Below are 18,970 nucleotides of genomic sequence, written 5' to 3'. Positions count from 1 at the left end.
TCTCACTCAGGAACAATCGAACGGATCCAGGTCGATACTTGGTCGAGGATGGTGTCGGCCATGACGTGGTCGATGGCCTCGTACTCGTCGGGCATGCCGATCTCACAGCGCTGGAAGGCATGGTTCATCTCGGCCATCTCGAGAATCATCCAGTTCTTTCGCTTCTGACGGTGGAGCAGATCATGTGCCGCCGCGGGGTTTTCGCGAGCAGGGTCATCGACGTCCTTTGAAGCGTACACCGGCTCACTCATTCTCCCATCGTCAGGACCAGCTTGCCCACGGTGAGCCCGGACTCGATCTCGCGATGGGCGTCGGCGACCCGTACTAACGGGTAGCACTTGACCGGCGGCGGCACGATGCGGCCGTCCGCCAGCCACCGGAGCAGGCGGCCCATGATCTCCCTCAACAGCTCGGTCTGGTCGAAGAAGTAGCTCAGGTTGAAGGCCAGGACGCTGCGGCTCGAGTTGGTCATGCGGAGCGGGTCGAAGCGCGGCGTGCGCAGCCAGGCCAGCAGGAGCCGGGGCCACGACGGCCGGCTCGTTCCCTTGGCAAGCATGGAGTGAAAGCCGTAGACGACCAGCCTGCCGGGCCTTCCGAGATGGCGGTAGCTCTGGCGCAGCGTGGCCACGCCATTGGCGTCGAACACCATCGCGTAGCCGTCGGGCTCCAGGCGCTCGGCCGCGGGCCACAAGGCTTCATTCGACCGGTCGATCATCGCGTCCGCTCCCAGACTCCGCGCGGTCTCTACCTTGTGCCGAGCGCCGACCACCCCGATCACCCGGCAGCCGCAGGCCTTGCCGAGCTGCACCAGGGCGCCGCCGACGCCGCCGGCCGCCGAGTGAACCAGCATCGACTCGCCCGGCCTGGGATTGGCGAGCTGGACGAGTCCGTAGTAGGCGGTCAGGAAGGGCGATGGGAAGGCGGCGGCTTGTTCGAGACCGAGGCCGTCCGGGATCCGGAAGGCCTGGCCCCGTGGCACGACGACTTCGGTGGCGTAGCCGCCGAAGCGGGTGACAGCGAGGACCTCGTCGCCGGGCTCGAGATCGTCGACTCCGGGACCGAGCGCGTCCACCCTTCCCGCGACCTCGAACCCGGGTGTAACCGGCCATCCGATTTGATCGCGCGAGGACTTGTAGAGACCCATGCGAATCAGGCAGTCGGCGAAATTGACTCCGGCGGCGGTCACCTCGATCCGCAGCTCGCCGGGGCCCGGCTCGGGCGTCGGGTGCTCCTCGATCTCGAGGCGCTCGTGGCCCCCCGGGCGATGCACGACGACCTTCCGCATGGGGAGATGATAGAGGGCGAGACCAATAAGGGCGAGGCGGGTCGCTCAGTCCGCCTTCGCGTGAGGGTCTCGCGCCTCGAGCGAGAGCAGCACGCGGTCGTATTCTCCCTTCACTCTTTCCAGCTGCGAGGAAGCCTCCGCGCTCGTCCCCTCCCCGGAGGCTTCCTCCAACCGGTTGCATGTTTCGTAGAGCGACTCGGCTCCTACGATCGCGCTACTCGATTTGAAGGCGTGGGCGAGCTCGGCGAGCCGCGTCCATTCTCGGCACCGCAGGGCCTCGCGCATGTCCTCGATGAGCCCGGGTGCAGTCCTCATGTAGGTCGCGAGAGCCCGGAGCGCGGCTTCGGTACTCAGCCCCTGCCAGAGATATCGATCTTGGACGTTCTGGTTGACGGCCGGGCGGTTTGCGGAGGCCGGCTCGGCTCCGGCCGGAGTACCCGCACCTCCGGGACTCGTCGGTTTCGAGAACGGTGCGGGTCTCACTCGTCACTCCTGTTCGACCCAGGTGTTGATTGACATGGTCCCAGAAGAGGCAAGCCGGGTGCTGTTGTCTTATTGGCATGCGCGCATGAGCACGGATCGAGCGAGTGCCGATCAAGTCGCTATTACAGAGCGACTTAGGGACTCTGTCGCTTGAAATGCAGAAGGAAGCACGGTTTTGCGGCTGCATATGGAGCAGGGAGTTTTTCCCGGCCGGGTGGGTCGGGGCGGAGAAACGGGAGGGTTCGAGTTCGTCGACCGCCTGCTAGACTGAACTTGGGACCCGAGCGGTGCGCGCACTCTTCACGTGGCTTGTTTTCCTCCTGGCGCTGGCGACCGCGGCCGGGGCGGAATCGCTGCGGCTCGAGAGGCTCCAGGGCGGGACCCACCGGCTGAGCCTGCCGGCCGAGCTCGGGGAGTCGTGGCGAGAGATCAACGTCGGCCGCCTTCAGGTGCGATCCGCGAGTGGCCAGAAGGCCGTCGACCCCGAGCGGCTCCCGGCGACCGGTCATCTGAACCTGTCTCTGTCGAGGACCGGCTGCTCGGTCGTGCAGGTCGACGTGGGACCGGCGGCGACCGCGGGACGGTCGGACTCATGGCAACGGGTGACCCGGTGCACCAAGATCGCCGCCTGCCCGGAGGGAGGCCGTGCGGGTGCCGGAGCCGCCATGCGCCAGCGAGCGGGAGCACTGCTGACGGCCAAGACCGGCAGCCGGATCGAGATCCGGCCGCTGTTCAACCCGCTGGCTCTGGAGCCCGGGAGCGATCTGCCGGTGAGACTCTATTACCAGGGTGAGGCCGTGCGGGGCGGCGTGATCTCCGGCCGCGGTCCCGACGGCGTCGAGATCCAGGCCACCGCCGACGGCGTCGGGATTGCGACCCTCACGATTCCAGCAGCCGGTGGCTGGACCCTGCGCTTCGGCCATGCCGGAGCGGTCGCGGAGTTGATTTTCGATGTGCCGTAGCGCGCAACGGCTGCGTGTTGCCGCGCTGGTGGTGGCCGCGCTTGTTCTCGGCCTGTCCGCGGCCGAAGCCCAGCAGTGGCGGGCCCTGGGGCCGGCGCCGATCACGGATGTGGAGCAGGCCGGGCGGGCGTCGGCGCTCGCGCTCAGCGCCAAGAAAAGGAACCAATACTGGGTGGGAGCGGCCTCGGGCGGCGTATGGCGGTCGAAGAACGGCGGTAGCTCCTGGAAGGCGAAGACCGACGGACTGCCGACGCTCGCCATCGGTGCTCTGGCGCTCGACCCGGCGAACGAGAAGGTGATCTACGCGGGCTCGGGCGAGGCCAACTACGCGTACCACAGCCTGTACGGGCTCGGCCTCTACAAGTCGACCAACCGGGGTCGTAGCTGGAGAGTGCTGGCCGGCAAGACCTTCGCCGGTCGCACCTTTTCGCGCCTGGTCGTCTCGCCCGCGGATGGCGACGTGGTCTGGGCGGCGGTGGCGCGAGCCGGCGGTACCCGCGAGGGCAATGAGGGCGCTCGCCGCCACCCCAAGCGCAACCGGCGCATGGGCATCTTCCGCTCGCTCGACGGCGGCGAGAGGTGGAAGCGCCTGACCGGCGGACTGCCCAAGATCCCGGCCAGCGACGTGGACCTCGATCCCGAAAACGCCAAGCGGATCTACGCCAGCTTCGGCAGTGTCTTCGGCCACTCGAAGAACGGCATCTATCGATCGACCAACGGCGGCGAGAGCTGGAGCCGGCTGCCGATTGGAGCCGCCGGTAGTTCGATCGGCCGGATCTCGCTGGCGGTGGCGCCTGCCGATCCAAACCGGATCTACGCCCTGGTCGCGCGCCCCGCGAGTCGAAACACCACGGGCGGCTCCGCTCCCGGCGGCGCGAGCACCTTCGGGGTGCTGCGCTCCGACGACGGCGGCGACAGCTGGCGGCTGCTCAACCCCGGCAACCCCCAGTCGTGCTGCGGCCAGTACTACTCGACGATCGCGGTCCACCCGACGGACCCCGACACGTTCGTGATCGGCGGCCTGAATCTGCTCTTATCGACGGACGGCGGCGCGAGCTACCGCGACGTCACGCCGCCGCACGTCGATCAACACGATGCCGCCTTCGACGCCGCCGGCCGGCTGGTGGTGGCGAGCGACGGCGGCGTCCACCGCACGGCGGACCTGGGCAGCACCTGGATCAACCGTAACCGGAGCCTGGGCACGATCCAGTTCTATCCCGGGCTCGCGCTCGACTCTTCGGATCCGCAGGTCGTGCTCGGCGGCACCCAGGACAACGGCACCAATCTGCGCTCTGACCTGCCGTCGGGCGGCAGTGAGCGCTGGCGCAGCGTGTTCGGCGGCGACGGGGGCTGGTGCCTGATCGATCCGGAAGATTCCTCGATCCAATTCGTCCAGTTCCAGGGTGTCGGCAATGTCTTTCGCTCGTCGAATGCCGGCGTCACCTTCACCGATGTGGGCGCCACGATCGGCGCCAACGACCGCACGGCGTTTCAGGCGCCGATGCTGTTCGCCCCGAACGATTCGAGCCACCTCTACTACGCCACCCAACGCCTGTACGAGAGCATCGACGGCGGCTTTACCTGGAACCCGATCGGTCCCGATCTGGCGTCTCGGCCCTGGGCGATACGATCGCTCGCGATCGCGCCGTCGAACGCCGACGTGCTCTACGCCGCCACCAGTGACGGCGGTGCCCACGTGAGCGAGGACGGCGGCGTCTCCTGGACCCGTTCGCTCACCGATCTCGGGGGCTGGCCGCGTGTCATGCGGCAGATCGGCGTCGACCCCGAGGACGACCAGCGGGTCTACCTGGCCGACATGCGCTTTGGCGGCCGCAAGGTCGTGCGGAGCCTCGACCGGGGCGCGAACTGGGAGTCCATAGCCGGCGACCTGCCGGACGTTCCGGTGAGCGCGATCGGTGTTCACCTCGCCGGCGGCGTTCGATATCTCTTCGCCGGCACCGACGCCGGGGTCTACCTCTCGGACGACGAGGGCACGACCTGGCGCCGCTACGGCGAGGGGCTCCCCAACGCCCCGGCCATGGACGTGCTCGTCGACGCTTCTCGCAACCGCATGGTGGTCTCCACCCTGGGGCGGGGAATGTGGACCGTCGAGCTGCCGGGCTAGAGCCTGCTGGGCTAGCTATCGTCCCAGGGAATCACTTCCTCGATCCGAAACGAGAAAGTCGTTTCCCCCGCGTGGATGGTGTCGCCGGACTTGAGCCGCGCCGATCGGACCTTGTGGCCGTTGAGCCGAGTGCCATTGCTGCTGTCGAGGTCGCGGACGAAGAAGCTATCGCCTTTGGCCTCGATGGCGAAATGGCTGGCGGACAGGGCCGGATCGGCGATGACGACGTGGGCGCCCTTGCGGCCGACCTCGGTACGGGGCCCGGTCAAGGGCATGTGGGCTCCCTGCGACCCTTCTATGCCCAGGTTCGCCCGTCTGATGGTCCTCGGCGGCTCAGGCTGAGGCTTCGCCTTCAGGTCTTGTCCGGGAATCAGGAGCGCGGTCCCGCTCGACGGTCGTGCGGTCGCGACGCCGTAGCCCGGTTCAGAGGCTGAACCCACCGATTCATCCGCGCTCTCGGTCGAGGCTGGCTGATAGGAGATGGTCTCGAATCCCGTGGGCTCTGGCACCGTGGCCCCGAACTGCGATCCGCAGAAGGCGCATTCCACCACGACCCAGGAGCCGACCGAACCGGGGGGCAGTGGAACCGCTGCGCTGCAGGATCTGCATCGGATCTCAGCCACTGTTCTGTTTGCCCCACGACAACTTGAGTTTCTTGGGCGGAACCATGGCGACCTTGAGTCGCTTGGTCTCTCCAGCCACGAATTCCGCTTCGGCGCGGCGGACCACGTCGACCTTGCCTTCCACGCCGATGACGCGAACGTCGATCACGTGCGAGCCCTCCGCGACAGGGATGAGCGTGAAGACGTTGCGTCCGACGACACGCTTGAACACGCTCTTGGGCGCGGCCACGGCTCGCGACCAGATCTTCTCTTCATCGATCCAGACCGAGACCTCGGCGTTCTTGAGACGGTTCTTGAACACGATCTCGAGATTGGCTCTTCTGACCGCAGGAGCCTGGACCGGCTTCGCAAGCTCCACCGGGGCGGGCTCGGCCGGCGCGGGAGGCAGGGAAGCCGGCGCGGGGACCGTGGCGGGCTTCGGAGCCGCTCTCTCGAGGCTGCGCCTGGTCGGAGCGCGCTGAGGCTCCGGCTGGTTGTCTGCCTGGGCTGCCTCTTCGGCACCTGTGAAGGGCGGCGGCTCGACGGGGACGTCGAGCGCCGGTCGCTGAGGATCAAGAGGATCCACCGGCTGAGGATGAGCGTACGAGAACGGCTCGGTTGCTTCAACCAGCAAGGTCGCGGCTTGCTGATCCTGCGACGCGGACGTTCGTAGCGCTGGCCCGACGAGAAAGAGCAGCAGCAGGCCGATCGCGGCCAGCGCGTAGCGGGTGAGCCGTGAAACCGGTCTCGAGCTGGGTGGGGCCGGCTCGCTGTAGTGCGCCGCGGCCGCCGAAGGGGCTTCGGGGTCAGCCGCCTGGAGCCGCACCGTCGCCGTGCGCTCTCTCGCCGTGACCGTGCCCGTCCGGTGAGTCGGCACGCTGGTTTTCATTGAGTGGGCCGATGCCCCCGGCGCCCACCGGGGCTCGGATGAGACCCGTCGCAGGGCCTCCGCGAACTCGAGGGCGCTCTGGAAGCGGTCTTTCGGGGCTTTTTCCATCGCTCTGCCCATGACCGCGGCGAGCTGATCCGAAATGTCTGGATTCAGGGGCTGCGGAGGGCGTGGGTCCACTTCGAGGATCATGTAGGTCACGCCGGCGAGCGAGTCGCTCTGGAAGGGGACCTCTCCGGTGAGGCACTGGTAGAGCGAGACTCCCAGGGAATAGACGTCTGAGCGGCCATCGATATCCTGCCCGCGCACTTGTTCCGGGGACATGTAAAAGGGCGAGCCGGGCACCCAGCCGGTAGCGGTTATCGACATGGAAGCCAGCTTTGCGATGCCGAAATCGGTGACCTTGGCCTCGTCGGTAGCCGTGAGCAGGATGTTGGCCGGCTTGATGTCCCGATGCACGAGATCCGCCTGGTGGGCGGCCTCGAGAGCGTGAGCCACCTGTTCGAAGATCTCGACGGCTCGTGGAATGGCCAGGGTGCCCGACTCGCGGACGACATCGTGTAGGGAGGGGCCGTCGACCCACTCCATGGCGATAAAGGACAGCCCGGTGTCGGGATCGGTGTCGGCGTCGAAGAGCGTGACCACGCCCGGGTGTTTGAGCTTACCGGCGGCGCGCGCCTCGACCAGGAACCGCTGGCGCAGCTCGGCCTGCTCCTTGACGCCGACCTTGAGCAGCGGCAGCAGAACCTTGAGCGCGATCCGCCGCTCGATGTTGGGATCCAGCGCCAGGTAGACGTCGCCCATTGACCCGCGCCCCAGCTCGGAGAGGATTTGATAGCGGCCGATCTGGTCGGGGACTCTGCGGAGGATCATCGTTTCCTCGATTCCGCCTCGCGGCCGGCCGGCCGGCTACGATAGGACTCGGGACAGACCGGCCGTCAGCCTCGGGCTCCTGCAAGCTTCCTCCGTCTATGCGATTCTTGCTGTGATCTGCGCCACTAACGGCCGGAATATTACGAATTCCGGCCTCGGCGCTGGCGGGAATGACCAGGTAGAATCAGGCGGTTCTTCAGTTCCCGGCCAGACGAACTCCGCGTACGGCCGCGGTCAGGGTGATCTCTCTGGGCAACGGCCGTCCCCGCACCCATACGAGCTGTTGATCTTCCAGATCCGTGCGCAGGCGGCGAACGGCTCCGGCGTAGTTTTTGGCGCCGTAGATCTCCTCGGCGGACTTGCAGAGCCCCGACTCGCGGTTCGCGCGTCGAACGCGCGCTATCTGCCAGACTCGCAGCGGCACATGGAGCTCCGCCAGGTAGTTGCGCACCGCTTCCGCGCTGTACTGGCCGCTGACATTGGCGCAGTCTCTGGTAACGACCAGCACGGCCCGCCGCTTCTGGCTCTCGACCACGTAGCGCCCGGCGATCGCGACGGCGTCGGTGAGTCTCTGAGACGGCGTGTTGTCGCCCTTGAACAGCACGTTCCCGAGAAGTCCGGGCAGCGGGCCGTCCTGTGGGCCGTAGGCGCGTGAGATGGGGAAGACGTCATAGCGAATTGTCGGGTGGAGGGCACTCGAGGGCCTGGTCGAGACGAAGCGCACGCGGTCACGCCGGTTGAGGCGCAGGATCTTGTAGTTGAAGCCGCGCGCCTCGCGCATCGTGAGATCGATGTGGGCGAGGGGCAGCATGGCTCCGTCCTCTCGGACCACGGCGATCTCGGCCGGACCGTCATCAACAGCCACGACCGGCAGCTCCGAGCCATCGACGTGGCGCAGCCAGCCGCGGGTCGCCGCGATCGAACGCACTCTGCGTCTGGGGGCAACCAGCGGGACGGCGGTGAGCTCGGTTTCGACCGAGGCACCGTAGGCTCCTCCGAAGACTACCTCTGCCGACGCTACGTTCCGGTTCGGGAAGAAGATCTCGGCGGTGATGAAATGGAGCTCGCCCGGATCCAGCTCCGGTAGCTCGATCCGGTCCGGGTCGGATGCGTGCAGGGAGACATTGTCGAGCGCAACCGACAACCGCTCCGGCTCGAGGGCTTCGGCGGAGTGCCACACCAGGCGGGCGACGGTGGGACTGCCACCAACCCACTCCTCGAGAAGCACCTCGGTTTCGACGCGGGCTCGGGGCACGTTGAGGTGCTGGGCCGTGCGGCCGATCTCTCGCCCGGTGTCGTCGAGCGCGATCGCGGTGAGCTCACGAGTCGTCAGCTCCGGACCGAAATCGTGGGTGGTTCGCCAGGGCGCCTCGCGCATCTCCGCGACGAGCGCGCCGTCGACCAGAATCCGGACGGCGGCGACGTCCTCGGACACCGCCACACCGACCGTTTGCTGGCCGGTGACGATGCCGAGAAACAGGGAGACGAAGACGATGACGTTCGACGGCAATCGAAAGACCTCGCTAACGCAGTCCGCTCGGCGCCATCAGGACGGTTCCCTTCTTGTCTCGCAGCCGAATCCTGAGCGGGCCTCGAACCTCGGGCGTTTCGCTGCGATCGATCGTGATCACGTAGTGCCCGGTGAGGGTGCGCTCCATCTTGTGCAGCGCTTGATTGGCGAAGTGGTAGCTCGACTCATAGGTGCCGCCGGTCGCCTGGGCCATGGTCATCAGGCCGCCACCAAGAGTATGGAAGTCGGCCTGCGTGGTGTCGATGACGAAGGTCGTGGCACGCGCCGCCTGCAATGCCCTGAGCATGGGCCTCACGCCACCACCCTCGAGGCCGTAACCGAAGAAGATGATGTCCTTCTCGCTCGGGATCGGGGCGAGGGCGTCGGAGGTGAAGTGCAGCGCTTCCACCGAGCTGGCGACGTCGCGAGCCCCTTCTTCGTCGAAGTAGTCGAGCAGCGATACGCCGGGACTGGGGATGGCGGTGTCGGGCTTCGCTCCGGGGTAGAACGCTCGCTCGAGGCTCGCCTTGACGGCGGTGCGGTCGGTGGTGAAGTCCTGCCAGAGCTTGAGGTGCCCGAAGTAGGACAGAACCGCGACTCGATCTGCGGGATCGAGGCCGTCGACCAGCTCGCGCAGGCCCGGAAAGAGCTTCATCATGCCCTTGACGCGCGTGGGCTCGAAGTCGTTCTGCAGGAAGATCAGCACCAGCCTCCCCTCCGCATCCGGCTGGTCTCGGGGCTCCGCGGGCAGGGGTAGGGGCTCGATCTCCCGATCGGCGGGCTCCGGCTCGGCCTCGGGTCCTCGGGTCACCCCGTACCAGTCGAGCGCAGTGACCGGGAGCTCCTGATCGCCGATCGTGGCGATCAGGTCGCCCGGCTCGAGGTCCAGCAATGGGTAGCCGGAGTCGGTGACGATGCGCGCCACGACCGTGAAAACATCGATCGTGATGACGTCATAGAAGCCTCTCTGCGGGTCGAAGGCATCCGGTGCCCCGGTCTCGCCTGGCTCCCATTCGGTGACCTCCCGGGTCGCGGTCGGTGGTGAGAACGCGACTCGGTTCTCGATTTCGGTGTCCTCGAAGGCCGCCTCGGAATGGCTCACCCGGACGGTGGTGGTCTTCGGCCCGGTGGCGGCGCCGGGAGCCGCCCGGGCGGCATCGGCTGTCGGGGCAGGATCGCGTACGATGACCTCGACGTCGTGGATCCAGAACGTACCGGTTTCGACCCTGAGGCGAATCTCGCCGTTCGCGGTCAAGGGTGCGGACAGCTGCCGACATTCCCGATCGTCGAAGCACGGCTCCGGTTCGCCCACGGAAGCGGACATGGCCAGCGCATCGAGGGCCTGCGAGCCGACGCCGAGCTCGAGCAGGGAGGGAACGACCAGAGCCTGGCCGATCCCGGCCCCGAGGATGTCCTCGATGCCCTTGGCGATGGACCGCACCGGCTTGGCCTGCCAGAGGCCACCGTCGTAGACCATCACCGAATCTCCGGCGAGCCAGACGACACGTTCTTCGAAGCCCCGATCGGATTCCATCAGCGCCCGCCACACCATGCCGGCATCTCGAGTGGTGGCCGTCTCGAAGAAATGAACGCGCGATTCTTCGATACCGTCGATCTCTTCGATGATCTCGATCTGGCCGACGTCGGAATAGGAGGCCCGCTCCGAATAGGCCTTGCGGACGTCCGCGAAGAAGGAGACGCCGTCCTCCGTGGCTGACACGTTGCCCGCGAGCGCGAGGGCCAGAAAGCCCATGCCTATTGGGTGAGCCAAGCTGGTTCCGGTCACGCTCACCAGGCTTTCAATAGGGGTGCCAGAAGGTTGGGGAACGCGCGAGTCAGTCGAGCGTGGTCGCGGTTCTCTCGTTCGAATACGAGGACGGGCCCGAGGGGCCGGACGCGCGCAGACGGAAGTCGTAGGTCCTGCCGGGCTCGAGGCCCTCGAGGACGATCTTTCGGAGGTTGGTCGGAACGGCGGCGACCTGCTTGAATCTTCTCCTGCCTGTTCGCCGGACTTCGATCTCGAGGGTGTCGGCGTCGGACTTCTTGAAACGGAATCTCCACTTGAGACGGGCCTCGCTGCCCGAGAGCACCTTCACCTTGAGCTTGCGCGGCGCCTGGAGGGCACCGGGTTCCAGGGCCGGAGCGCCGGGCGGGTCGTAGCGGCCGACGAAGTCCGAGCCCTGCGCGCTGCCGGCGACGGGAGCGCCACCGAAGATGAAGATCGAGTTGCCGAAGGTCGCACCGGCGTTGCCGTGAGTGGGTAGCGGCGGCTCCTCGGCGGTGGTCCAGGTGTCGGTGCTCGGATCATAGAGCTGGGTCTTGTCCACCACCGCTTGGCTTTCCAGATTCTCGCCGCCGAAGACGTAGATCTTGTCGTCGACCACGCCGGTCGCCATGCCGCTGGTGGCCTCGGGCAGGCGCGCGCCCTCACTCCAGCTGTCGGTGGCGGGATCGTAGATCTGCAGGACGCCGCGGTTGACCGCGTTGTCACGGCCCGAAATGACGTAGATCCGGCCGCCAACGACCTCGGCCTTTACGTGTTCGGTGGCGATCGGCAGCCCGGCCGCCGCCGTCCAGCGGTCGCGTTCCGGGTCGTAGACCTCGTGCGTCGGCTGCGCGCCGCCGAAGAAGATATTCGCCGCGCCGCCGATCGCGTGGAGCTTGCCGCCCACTACCGCCACGGCCATGGCGGTACGAGGTGTCGGCAGCTCGTCGCCCTGTGACCAGGTATCGGTGTTCGGATCGTAGATCTGAAGTCTCTCCTCCGATCCCGAGCCGCCGACGGCGTAGAGCCTGCCGCCCAGAACGGCGACTCCCGTGTGGTGGCTGTGCTCCGGAAGCCCCGCCATCCGCCGCCAGGTGTCCGAGGCCGGCGTGTAGCGCCAGAGCTCGTCGGCGCGCGGATCGTTGATGCCGCCGACGGTGTAGACGTGGTCGCCGATGCGCGCGGCGTCGAATTCCGAGTTGGCAACCGGCATGGGCCCGAGCACGGTCCAGCCCTGGGCCAAGGCCGGCGAAGGTCGAGACCAGCCCGCGGCAATCGTGCCGAGTACCACCAGGCCGATGAGTGGCGCTCGCGAGTGTCTTTTTGATTCGAACAGTTGGGGCATGTTGGGCCTCTTAGTATACGGAGACGCCAGATGAACGACGCGAAAGGACCGACTACCCGTCAGCCTTTGTTTTCAAATCCGATTGGACTAGAGTGACCTTCCCCGCCGGCCCGGCCGGCTGATCCCAGCGAAAGTGGCGGAATTGGTAGACGCGCTAGACTTAGGATCTAGTCCCGTAATCGGGGTGGGGGTTCGAGTCCCCCCTTTCGCACCAGATTCAAGAGCCCCGATCCTTCTTACCGACCGAGAGTTTTGACAATGAGCGTAGTGGTTTCCATCGAGGACCTTGGCGGCAGCCAGAAGCAGGTCAAAGTGGCCGTGCCCGCGCCAGCCGTCGAGGCCGAGACCGACCGCGTGACCGCGGAGTACCGCAAGCACGCCAAGATCCCGGGCTTTCGCAAGGGCAAGGTGCCGACGTCACTGGTCTTGCAGCGGTTCAGCGACGACATCGAGAAGGACGTCGTGGAGCGGCTCGTGCCGCGCTACTGGAAGCAGGCCGAGGCGGAGAGCGAGCTCGATCCGCTCGTGGCTCCGCAGTTGGGTGCCGTGGACTTCGAGTTCGGGTCCGAGCTGACGTTCGTCGCGACGGTCGACTTGAGGCCGGAGTTCGAGCTCGGCAATCTCGACAGCTTCGACTTTCCCGACGAGCCGAAGGAGGTCACCGACCAGGATGTCGACAAGGCTCTCGAGGATCTGCGCCGGAGCGTTGCCGACTGGAAGAGCGCGGAACGGCCGGCGGCTCGCGGTGACCGGGTCCGGGTCGAGATCGCCGAATCCAAGGCGGCCGGCTCGGCTGGCTCCGCTGGCTCCGACAGCGCCGCTGGCGCCGACAGCACCGAGGAGGCCGAAGCCGAGCCGCAGAAGAGCACCTTCGAGGTCGGAGATTCCCAGGTCTGGGAAGAGCTGTCTCTGGCGGTGACCGGATTGAGCGCGGGGCAGAGGGGGGAGTTCGAGCGCGAGTTCCTCGAGGGAGCGGAGGTCGAAAAGAAGGAGTTCGAGTTTCGCGTCGAATCCGTGGAAGAGCGCGAGCTGGCGCCTCTGGACGATGCCTTTGCCGAAAAGTACGGCAATTTCGACGACCTGGCGGACATGCGCAAGGGCGTGCGGGACAATCTCGCCAAGGTCGGCAGGGAAGACTATGAGCGCGGTCGGCGCGGCGCTCTGATCGAGCAGCTGTGCGAGCGTCACCCGTTCGAGCTGCCCAAGCGTGTGGTTGTCGAAGAGACTCAGGAGATGTTGAGAGAGTACGCCGGAAGCCTGGCTCAGCAGGGCCTGGACGTCGAGAACGCCGGGATCGACTGGCAGAAGATGGGCGAGGAGCTCGGGCCCCAGGCCGAGAAGCGGGTTCGGGCTCGGCTGGTTCTGGACGCCGCGGCCAAGAAACTCGAGCTCGCGATCGAGGAAGAGGAGCTCGAGGGCGCGCTCGCGGACATCGCGAGATCGCAGGGGCGCTCCTCGGGACTGCTGCGCCAGGAGCTCGACCGTTCCGGGCGGCTGACCGAGCTCAGAGGCCAGCTTCTGCGTGACAAGACAATCAAAAGCCTGCTGGGCGAGCTCGAGGCCGAGACCGGGCCTGACGCCGAGCCTGAAGCAGAGACCGAAGATTCGTAAAGCAACAGGAGAAGTTTTCGATGTTAGTACCGATGGTAGTCGAGTCGACCAACCGGGGTGAGCGCGCCTACGATATCTATTCGCGCCTGCTCAAGGACGGCATTATCTTTATCGGCCGCACGATCGACGATGATGTTGCCAACCTGGTGATCGCCCAGATGCTGTTTCTCGAGGCCGAGAACCCCGAGAAAGACCTGTCGCTCTACATCAACTCGCCAGGCGGCTCGGTGACTTCCGGCTTCGCCATCTACGACACCATGCAGTACATCAAGCCGGATGTCGCGACCCTGTGCGTCGGCCAGGCCGCATCCATGGCCGCGATTCTTCTGGCCGGTGGCACCAAGGGCAAGCGATCGGTGCTACCCAACAGCCGGGTCCTCATCCATCAGCCGCTTCTCTACGGTCTCCAGGGGCAGCAGACCGACATCGACATTCATGCCAAAGACCTTATGCGCATGCGCGAACGAATCGATGAGCTGCTCGCGCACCACACCGGGAAATCGCAAGAAGAAGTGCATGGCGATACCGAGCGCGACAAGATCCTGACCGCAGAGGCGGCCGTGGAGTACGGCCTGGCCGACCAGGTGATGACGAGGCGCCCCATCGAGGCGGCCAAGAGCTGAAGACGGTCTGGTATGATTGTCGTAAGGTTTCCGGCCAGAGTTCCTGAGGAGTACTTCATTGGCGGAATACATCAACCGCGATCTCCTGTTCTAAGCTACGAGAGGTACGGCGTGGAGCCGGTCCGACTGGGTGGAGGATAGATGCCGAAAAAAGAAAATGGCGATGAAGCGCTGAGGTGCTCCTTCTGCAACAAGAGCCAGCGCGAGGTCAAGAAACTCATCGCCGGCCCGACCGTCTTCATCTGCGACGAATGTGTCGACATCTGTCTGGACATCATCGCCGAAGACCGGATGCTGGAACAGCAGCAAGAGACGGATCTTCCCAAGCCCAAGGAGATCAAGGCCTTCCTCGAGGACTACGTCATCGGTCAGCAGCAGGCAAAAAAGAAGCTCGCGGTCGCGGTCTACAACCACTACAAGCGCATCGAGTTCGCCGAGAAGGCCCGCGGTGAGGTCGAGCTACAGAAGTCCAACATCCTTCTGATCGGACCGACCGGTACCGGTAAGACCCTGCTCGCCCAGACCCTGGCTCGACTGCTCTCGGTGCCCTTCACGATCGCCGACGCCACCACCCTGACCGAAGCCGGCTACGTCGGCGAGGATGTCGAGAACATCATTCTCAAGCTCTACCAGGCGTCGGGGAACGACAAGGAAAAGACCCAGCGCGGCATCGTCTATATCGACGAGGTCGACAAGATCGCCCGCAAGGGCGACAACCCGTCGATCACGCGAGACGTCTCCGGCGAGGGTGTGCAGCAGGCGCTCCTCAAGATCCTCGAGGGGACGCAATGCAATGTCCCGCCGCAGGGCGGCCGCAAACACCCGCATCAGGAGTTTCTGCAGATCGATACGACCAATATCTTGTTCATCTGCGGCGGGGCGTTTGTCGGTCTCGACGAACAGATCGCGGCGCGGATCAATGAGAAGACGCTTGGCTTCGGAGCCGAGGTCAAGACCGAGAAGGAGCGCCGTTCGAGTGCGCTTCTCGAGCACGTCGCCCCCGGCGACTTGATCAAGTTCGGGCTGATTCCCGAGTTCGTCGGCCGCCTGCCGGTGGTTTCGACGCTCAACGAGCTGAGCGAGGAAGACCTCGTACGCATTCTTCGTGAGCCCAAGAACAGCCTGGTCAGGCAGTACCAGACGATGCTTGAGCTCGAGGACGTCGAGCTCAACTTCACGGATGGCGCACTTGCGGCGGTCGCCAGCGAGGCTCAGAAGCGAAACGTGGGCGCGCGAGGGCTGCGCATCATCCTTGAAGAGCTGATGCTCGACTTGATGTACACTATCCCCTCACAAGAGGACATTTCCGAGGTGATGATCACCAAGGAGACGGTTCTTGACCGGGTGCAGCCGGTTCCCCTCAAAAAAGCGGTCTAGCGGGTATCGCCCGTGGGCCGTAACTAACCATTAGCAAAAGAGAAAGGCATGAGCCACAGGCCGAGCTTCATCAAGACCAAGCGCGAGAGTCTGCCTTCGGTTCCTCTGCGAGACATGGTCGTCTTCCCGCACATGATGGCGCCGTTCATCGTCGGGCGCGCGGGTTCGGTCCATGCTCTCGAGCAGAGCTTGGCGCGAGGTGATCGCAAGATCTTTCTGATCGCCCAGAAGGACCCCAAGGTCGACGATCCCGGGCAGGAGGACATGCACAAGATCGGTGTCGTCGCCCGTATCGTCCAGAACCTGCGCCTGCCGAACGGCAACGTCAAGGTGATGGTCGAAGGTGTGCAGCGTGTCGAGCTCTTGGAGCTGCACGAGGAAGAAGGAGCGTTTACGGCCACGGTCGAGGTTTTCGAGGTCGATCTGGAGGTCGACGAGGGGCTGGAGAAGTACATGGCGCGGGTGCTCAACGTCTTCGAGCAATACGCCAAGATGTCCCAGCACCTGGCCTTCGAGGGCCTGGCCTCGACGATCAAGACCGACGAGCCCGATCGTTTCGCGGACCAACTGGCCGCGCACCTCCTGGTTTCGACCTCGGAGAAGCAGGAGCTGCTCGAGCTGTTGAGCCCCTACGAGCGCCTGCAGCACCTTCATGATCTGCTGGACGTCGAAGTCGAGAAGGTCAACATCGACAAGCGCATCAACGTCAAAGTCAAGAAGCAGATGGAGAAGGCCCAGAAGGAGTACTACCTCAACGAGAAGATCAAGGCCATCCATAACGAGTTGGGCCGTACCGACGACAAGAACGACGAGATGGCCGAGCTCAAGGAAAAGATCGAGAGCTCCGGCCTTCCGAAAGAGGTTCAGGAGAAAGCCGAGCAAGAGCTCAAGCGCCTCGAGTCGATGCCCCCGGTTTCGGCGGAGGCTACGGTTTCGCGAAACTACATCGACTGGCTAGTGAGCGTTCCCTGGAAGAAGAAGAGCCGGGAGATCAAAGACCTCGACCGGGCGCAGAAGATCCTGGATCAGGACCACTTCGGCCTCGACGAGGTCAAAGAGCGCATTCTGGAGTTCCTGGCGGTCAGGCAGCTGGCGAACCAGACCCAGAGCTCGATCATCTGTTTCGTGGGCCCACCTGGCGTGGGGAAATCGTCGCTCGCCAAATCGATCGCGCGCGCGATGGGCAGGAAGTTCGTTCGTCTGTCTCTCGGCGGGGTTCGAGACGAGGCCGAGATTCGTGGCCACCGGCGCACCTACATTGGCGCCTTTCCGGGCCAGATCATCCAGATGATGCGCAAGGCCGGAACCGTGAATCCGGTCTTCCTGCTCGATGAGATCGACAAAATGTCGACCGACTTTCGCGGCGACCCGTCGTCGGCTCTGATGGAAGTTCTCGATCCGGAGCAGAACAACGCCTTCAAGGATCACTACCTGGACGCCGAGTTCGATCTCTCGAAGGTCATGTTTATCGCAACGGCCAACGTCAGCCACACGATTCCCCCTGCGCTCAAGGACCGGATGGAGATGATCCAGCTCTCCGGCTACACCATGACCGAGAAGCTCGCGATTGCCGAGGGGTTCCTGATTCCCAAGCAGAACAAGGCTCACGGTTTGAGCAAGGGCAAAATCGAGTATCGGGAAGACGGTCTGCGCAAGTTGATCGAGAGCTACACGCGCGAAGCCGGCGTCCGGAACCTCGAGCGCCAGATCGCCAAGGTCTGCCGCAAGGTGGCGCGCGCGATCGTCCAGAAGAAGAGAAAGGGCAAGGCCAAGATCGACGCCGAGGCCGTGATCGAGTACCTGGGCAAGGAGAAGTTCCGCCGTTATAAGATGGGCGAGAAGCCCGAAGTCGGAGTCTCCATGGGGCTGGCCTGGACCGAAGCCGGCGGCGAGTTGCTCGAGACCGAAGTCGGTCTGATGAAGGGCCGCGGCAAGCTGATCCTCACCGGAAAGCTCGGTGAGGTGATGCAGGAGAGCGCCCGAGCCGCGGTCTCCTACCTGCGCAGCCGGGCGGATCTTCTGGGCGTCGATCCCGAGTTCAATGAGGGCAGGGATCTCCACATTCACGTGCCCGAGGGCGCGATTCCCAAGGACGGACCGTCCGCGGGTATCACCATGGCAACCGCTCTGGTTTCGGCGGCGACCGGCTTGCCGGTCCGCAAGAACCTGGCGATGACCGGCGAGATCACCCTGCGTGGCAAGGTGCTGCCGATCGGCGGCGTCAAGCACAAGCTGCTCGCGGCCTATCGGGCCGACATCAAAGAAGTGATCCTGCCCAAGGAGAACGAGCGAGATCTGGACGAGATTCCGGATGAGGTTCGGGCAGATTTGGAACTCCATTTGGTCGAGACCATGGACGAGGTCCTGGCATTGGCCTTGGACGGTGAGATTCGCTCGCTGCCGGGAACGGAAGCGAGCTTGGAAAAGACCCCGGCGGATCCCAAGCCGGGGTCGGTGGCCCACTAGCGGCCGCCGCCGGGTCGCTCTTCCAGCGGCCCATCCCGCTTAGTCACAAGCATTATCAAAAGTTGTTCATCCGGCATCCGCCGGGTGGGGATTCGGGAGGGAGGGGCGGTTCCTTTGAACCCGGGTGCGGTGGAGAGAGTGAAGGTCAAGAGTGCTCAATACCTATGTTCGGTTGTTCGACCGGGAGATTTCCTGGACGACGCCCGTCCGCAAGTTGCGTTCGTCGGCCGTTCGAACGTCGGCAAGTCGACACTTCTGAACAGGCTGGTGGGCCGGCACGGTTTGGCGCGCATCAGCTCGACACCAGGTAGAACGCGAGCCATCAACTACTTCGAAATCAACTCGAGTTTCTATTTCGTCGATCTCCCCGGATATGGCTACGCAAGGGTCTCGAAGACGGAAAGACAGAGCTGGGCGAATCTGATGGCGAGCTATTTCGAGATGGCATCCGGGAAGGCGATGGTCATTCAGCTCGTCGACGCCAAGGTCGGCGCAACCGAGCTCGATCAGCAGAGCGCCGAGTACTTACGGTCCGTTGGCGTCGACCCGATCGTGGTCGCGACCAAGGCGGACCGGGTCAAGAAGGGCAAGCTCCAAGCTACGCTGGGCTCGATCCAGCGAGACCTGGGGCTACTCGACTCGGTGATCATTCCCTTCGCGGCTCCAAGCGGCGAGGGCTCGAAACAGATCTGGAGATCCATCGAACAATACCTCGGCTCATTCGATAGCCGAGGAGACAACCAAGGGGACGACCATGACTGAACCCGCACAGCAGGAAAGCTCGGTTCGCCGGGTACGCGAGGCCAAGGACGCGCTCGACATCCGTACGCTGAAAGAGATGAAGAGCGCCGAGCTCACCAAGATCGCTGTCGAGCTCAACGTCGACGGCGCGACCTCGCTTCGCAAACAGGAGCTGATCTTCAAGATGCTTCATGCGCCAACCGACACGAGCGGCCTGAAGGTCGCGCGGACCGTTATCGTATCCCGGCCCGGGGGATACGAGCTCATACGCCCGCACGACTACAACTATCTTTCCGCTCCGCTCAGGCACTTT

The 18,970-nt window shown here is 64.9% G+C and carries 16 protein-coding genes and 1 tRNA gene; 9 read left to right on the top strand and 8 right to left on the bottom strand.

Annotated elements, in window-relative coordinates:
- Window positions 1-2 precede the first annotated feature (2 nt).
- Genes GY769_18325 through GY769_18315 form a run of 3 tightly spaced genes read right to left on the bottom strand, consistent with a single transcriptional unit; the run spans window position 3 to window position 1,768 of the window.
- Window positions 3-251 (bottom strand): hypothetical protein, encoded by a 249-nt coding sequence (locus tag GY769_18325; GenBank protein ID MCP4203878.1) that lies wholly within the window; start codon window positions 249-251, stop codon window positions 3-5.
- Complete coding sequence (locus tag GY769_18320) at window positions 248-1,285, bottom strand: zinc-binding dehydrogenase (GenBank protein ID MCP4203877.1); 1,038 nt, start codon at window positions 1,283-1,285, stop codon at window positions 248-250. The genes GY769_18325 and GY769_18320 overlap by 4 nt, the downstream gene beginning before the upstream one ends.
- A 45-nt stretch (window positions 1,286-1,330) precedes the next feature.
- A complete protein-coding gene (locus GY769_18315; GenBank protein MCP4203876.1) occupies window positions 1,331-1,768 on the bottom strand; it encodes an Hpt domain-containing protein in 438 nt (145 codons plus the stop codon).
- Window positions 1,769-2,055: 287 nt separating this feature from the next.
- Here GY769_18315 and GY769_18310 point away from each other — a divergent pair, with 287 nt between their 5' ends.
- Window positions 2,056-2,730, top strand: coding sequence for a DUF4198 domain-containing protein (locus GY769_18310; protein MCP4203875.1), 675 nt, complete (start codon window positions 2,056-2,058; stop codon window positions 2,728-2,730).
- Complete coding sequence (locus GY769_18305) at window positions 2,720-4,855, top strand: hypothetical protein (GenBank protein ID MCP4203874.1); 2,136 nt, start codon at window positions 2,720-2,722, stop codon at window positions 4,853-4,855. Before GY769_18310 ends, GY769_18305 begins: the two co-directional genes overlap by 11 nt.
- A gap of 11 nt (window positions 4,856-4,866) precedes the next feature.
- On the opposite strand, the gene GY769_18300 is transcribed toward GY769_18305, so the two are convergent.
- The 5 genes from GY769_18300 to GY769_18280 all read right to left on the bottom strand — a co-directional run bounded on the left by GY769_18300 (window position 4,867) and on the right by GY769_18280 (window position 11,839).
- Window positions 4,867-5,130, bottom strand: a complete 264-nt coding sequence (locus tag GY769_18300; GenBank protein ID MCP4203873.1) for an FHA domain-containing protein — start codon at window positions 5,128-5,130, stop codon at window positions 4,867-4,869.
- Between the two features lie 340 nt (window positions 5,131-5,470).
- The gene (locus GY769_18295) at window positions 5,471-7,219 is read right to left on the bottom strand and encodes a protein kinase (protein ID MCP4203872.1); all 1,749 of its coding nucleotides are present in this window, start codon (window positions 7,217-7,219) and stop codon (window positions 5,471-5,473) included.
- Between the two features lie 196 nt (window positions 7,220-7,415).
- A complete protein-coding gene (locus GY769_18290; protein ID MCP4203871.1) occupies window positions 7,416-8,729 on the bottom strand; it encodes a hypothetical protein in 1,314 nt (437 codons plus the stop codon).
- Window positions 8,730-8,742: 13 nt separating this feature from the next.
- Window positions 8,743-10,515, bottom strand: coding sequence for a hypothetical protein (locus GY769_18285; protein MCP4203870.1), 1,773 nt, complete (start codon window positions 10,513-10,515; stop codon window positions 8,743-8,745).
- Window positions 10,516-10,564: 49 nt separating this feature from the next.
- Window positions 10,565-11,839, bottom strand: coding sequence for a hypothetical protein (locus tag GY769_18280; protein MCP4203869.1), 1,275 nt, complete (start codon window positions 11,837-11,839; stop codon window positions 10,565-10,567).
- 127 nt (window positions 11,840-11,966) lie between these two features.
- Between GY769_18280 and GY769_18275 the strand changes: the two genes are divergently transcribed.
- The 7 genes from GY769_18275 to rho form a co-directional block, all read left to right on the top strand.
- Window positions 11,967-12,053 (top strand) — tRNA-Leu (locus tag GY769_18275).
- Between the two features lie 44 nt (window positions 12,054-12,097).
- A complete protein-coding gene (tig, locus tag GY769_18270) occupies window positions 12,098-13,450 on the top strand; it encodes a trigger factor (protein ID MCP4203868.1) in 1,353 nt (450 codons plus the stop codon).
- 20 nt (window positions 13,451-13,470) lie between these two features.
- Complete coding sequence (locus tag GY769_18265; protein ID MCP4203867.1) at window positions 13,471-14,073, top strand: ATP-dependent Clp protease proteolytic subunit; 603 nt, start codon at window positions 13,471-13,473, stop codon at window positions 14,071-14,073.
- A 141-nt stretch (window positions 14,074-14,214) separates the two neighbouring features.
- Window positions 14,215-15,450, top strand: a complete 1,236-nt coding sequence (clpX, locus tag GY769_18260) for an ATP-dependent Clp protease ATP-binding subunit ClpX (GenBank protein ID MCP4203866.1) — start codon at window positions 14,215-14,217, stop codon at window positions 15,448-15,450.
- Window positions 15,451-15,498: 48 nt separating this feature from the next.
- Window positions 15,499-17,916 (top strand): endopeptidase La, encoded by a 2,418-nt coding sequence (gene lon / locus GY769_18255; protein ID MCP4203865.1) that lies wholly within the window; start codon window positions 15,499-15,501, stop codon window positions 17,914-17,916.
- A 138-nt stretch (window positions 17,917-18,054) separates the two neighbouring features.
- Complete coding sequence (locus GY769_18250) at window positions 18,055-18,678, top strand: YihA family ribosome biogenesis GTP-binding protein (GenBank protein MCP4203864.1); 624 nt, start codon at window positions 18,055-18,057, stop codon at window positions 18,676-18,678.
- Window positions 18,671-18,970, top strand: a 300-nt coding sequence (gene rho / locus GY769_18245; GenBank protein ID MCP4203863.1) for a transcription termination factor Rho, incomplete at its 3' end; no start/stop codon positions are given. The genes GY769_18250 and rho, both read left to right, overlap by 8 nt.

The organism is bacterium, from assembly GCA_024224155.1.
GTDB lineage: Bacteria > Acidobacteriota > Thermoanaerobaculia > Multivoradales > JAHEKO01 > CALZIK01.
Note: the sequence above shows the minus strand (reverse complement) of the source record. Positions and strands in the feature narration are given on the sequence as shown.

Excerpts from the sequence above, each read along its gene's own strand:
- GY769_18280 (MCP4203869.1), bottom strand. The coding sequence starts at position 11,839 with ATGCCCCAACTGTTCGAATCAAAAAGACACTCGCGAGCGCCACTCATC.
- GY769_18325 (MCP4203878.1), bottom strand. The coding sequence starts at position 251 with ATGAGTGAGCCGGTGTACGCTTCAAAGGACGTCGATGACCCTGCTCGC.
- lon (MCP4203865.1), top strand. The coding sequence starts at position 15,499 with ATGAGCCACAGGCCGAGCTTCATCAAGACCAAGCGCGAGAGTCTGCCT.
- GY769_18265 (MCP4203867.1), top strand. The coding sequence starts at position 13,471 with ATGTTAGTACCGATGGTAGTCGAGTCGACCAACCGGGGTGAGCGCGCC.
- GY769_18300 (MCP4203873.1), bottom strand. The coding sequence starts at position 5,130 with ATGCCCTTGACCGGGCCCCGTACCGAGGTCGGCCGCAAGGGCGCCCAC.
- clpX (MCP4203866.1), top strand. The coding sequence starts at position 14,215 with ATGCCGAAAAAAGAAAATGGCGATGAAGCGCTGAGGTGCTCCTTCTGC.
- GY769_18320 (MCP4203877.1), bottom strand. The coding sequence starts at position 1,285 with ATGCGGAAGGTCGTCGTGCATCGCCCGGGGGGCCACGAGCGCCTCGAG.
- GY769_18305 (MCP4203874.1), top strand. The coding sequence starts at position 2,720 with ATGTGCCGTAGCGCGCAACGGCTGCGTGTTGCCGCGCTGGTGGTGGCC.
- GY769_18295 (MCP4203872.1), bottom strand. The coding sequence starts at position 7,219 with ATGATCCTCCGCAGAGTCCCCGACCAGATCGGCCGCTATCAAATCCTC.
- tig (MCP4203868.1), top strand. The coding sequence starts at position 12,098 with ATGAGCGTAGTGGTTTCCATCGAGGACCTTGGCGGCAGCCAGAAGCAG.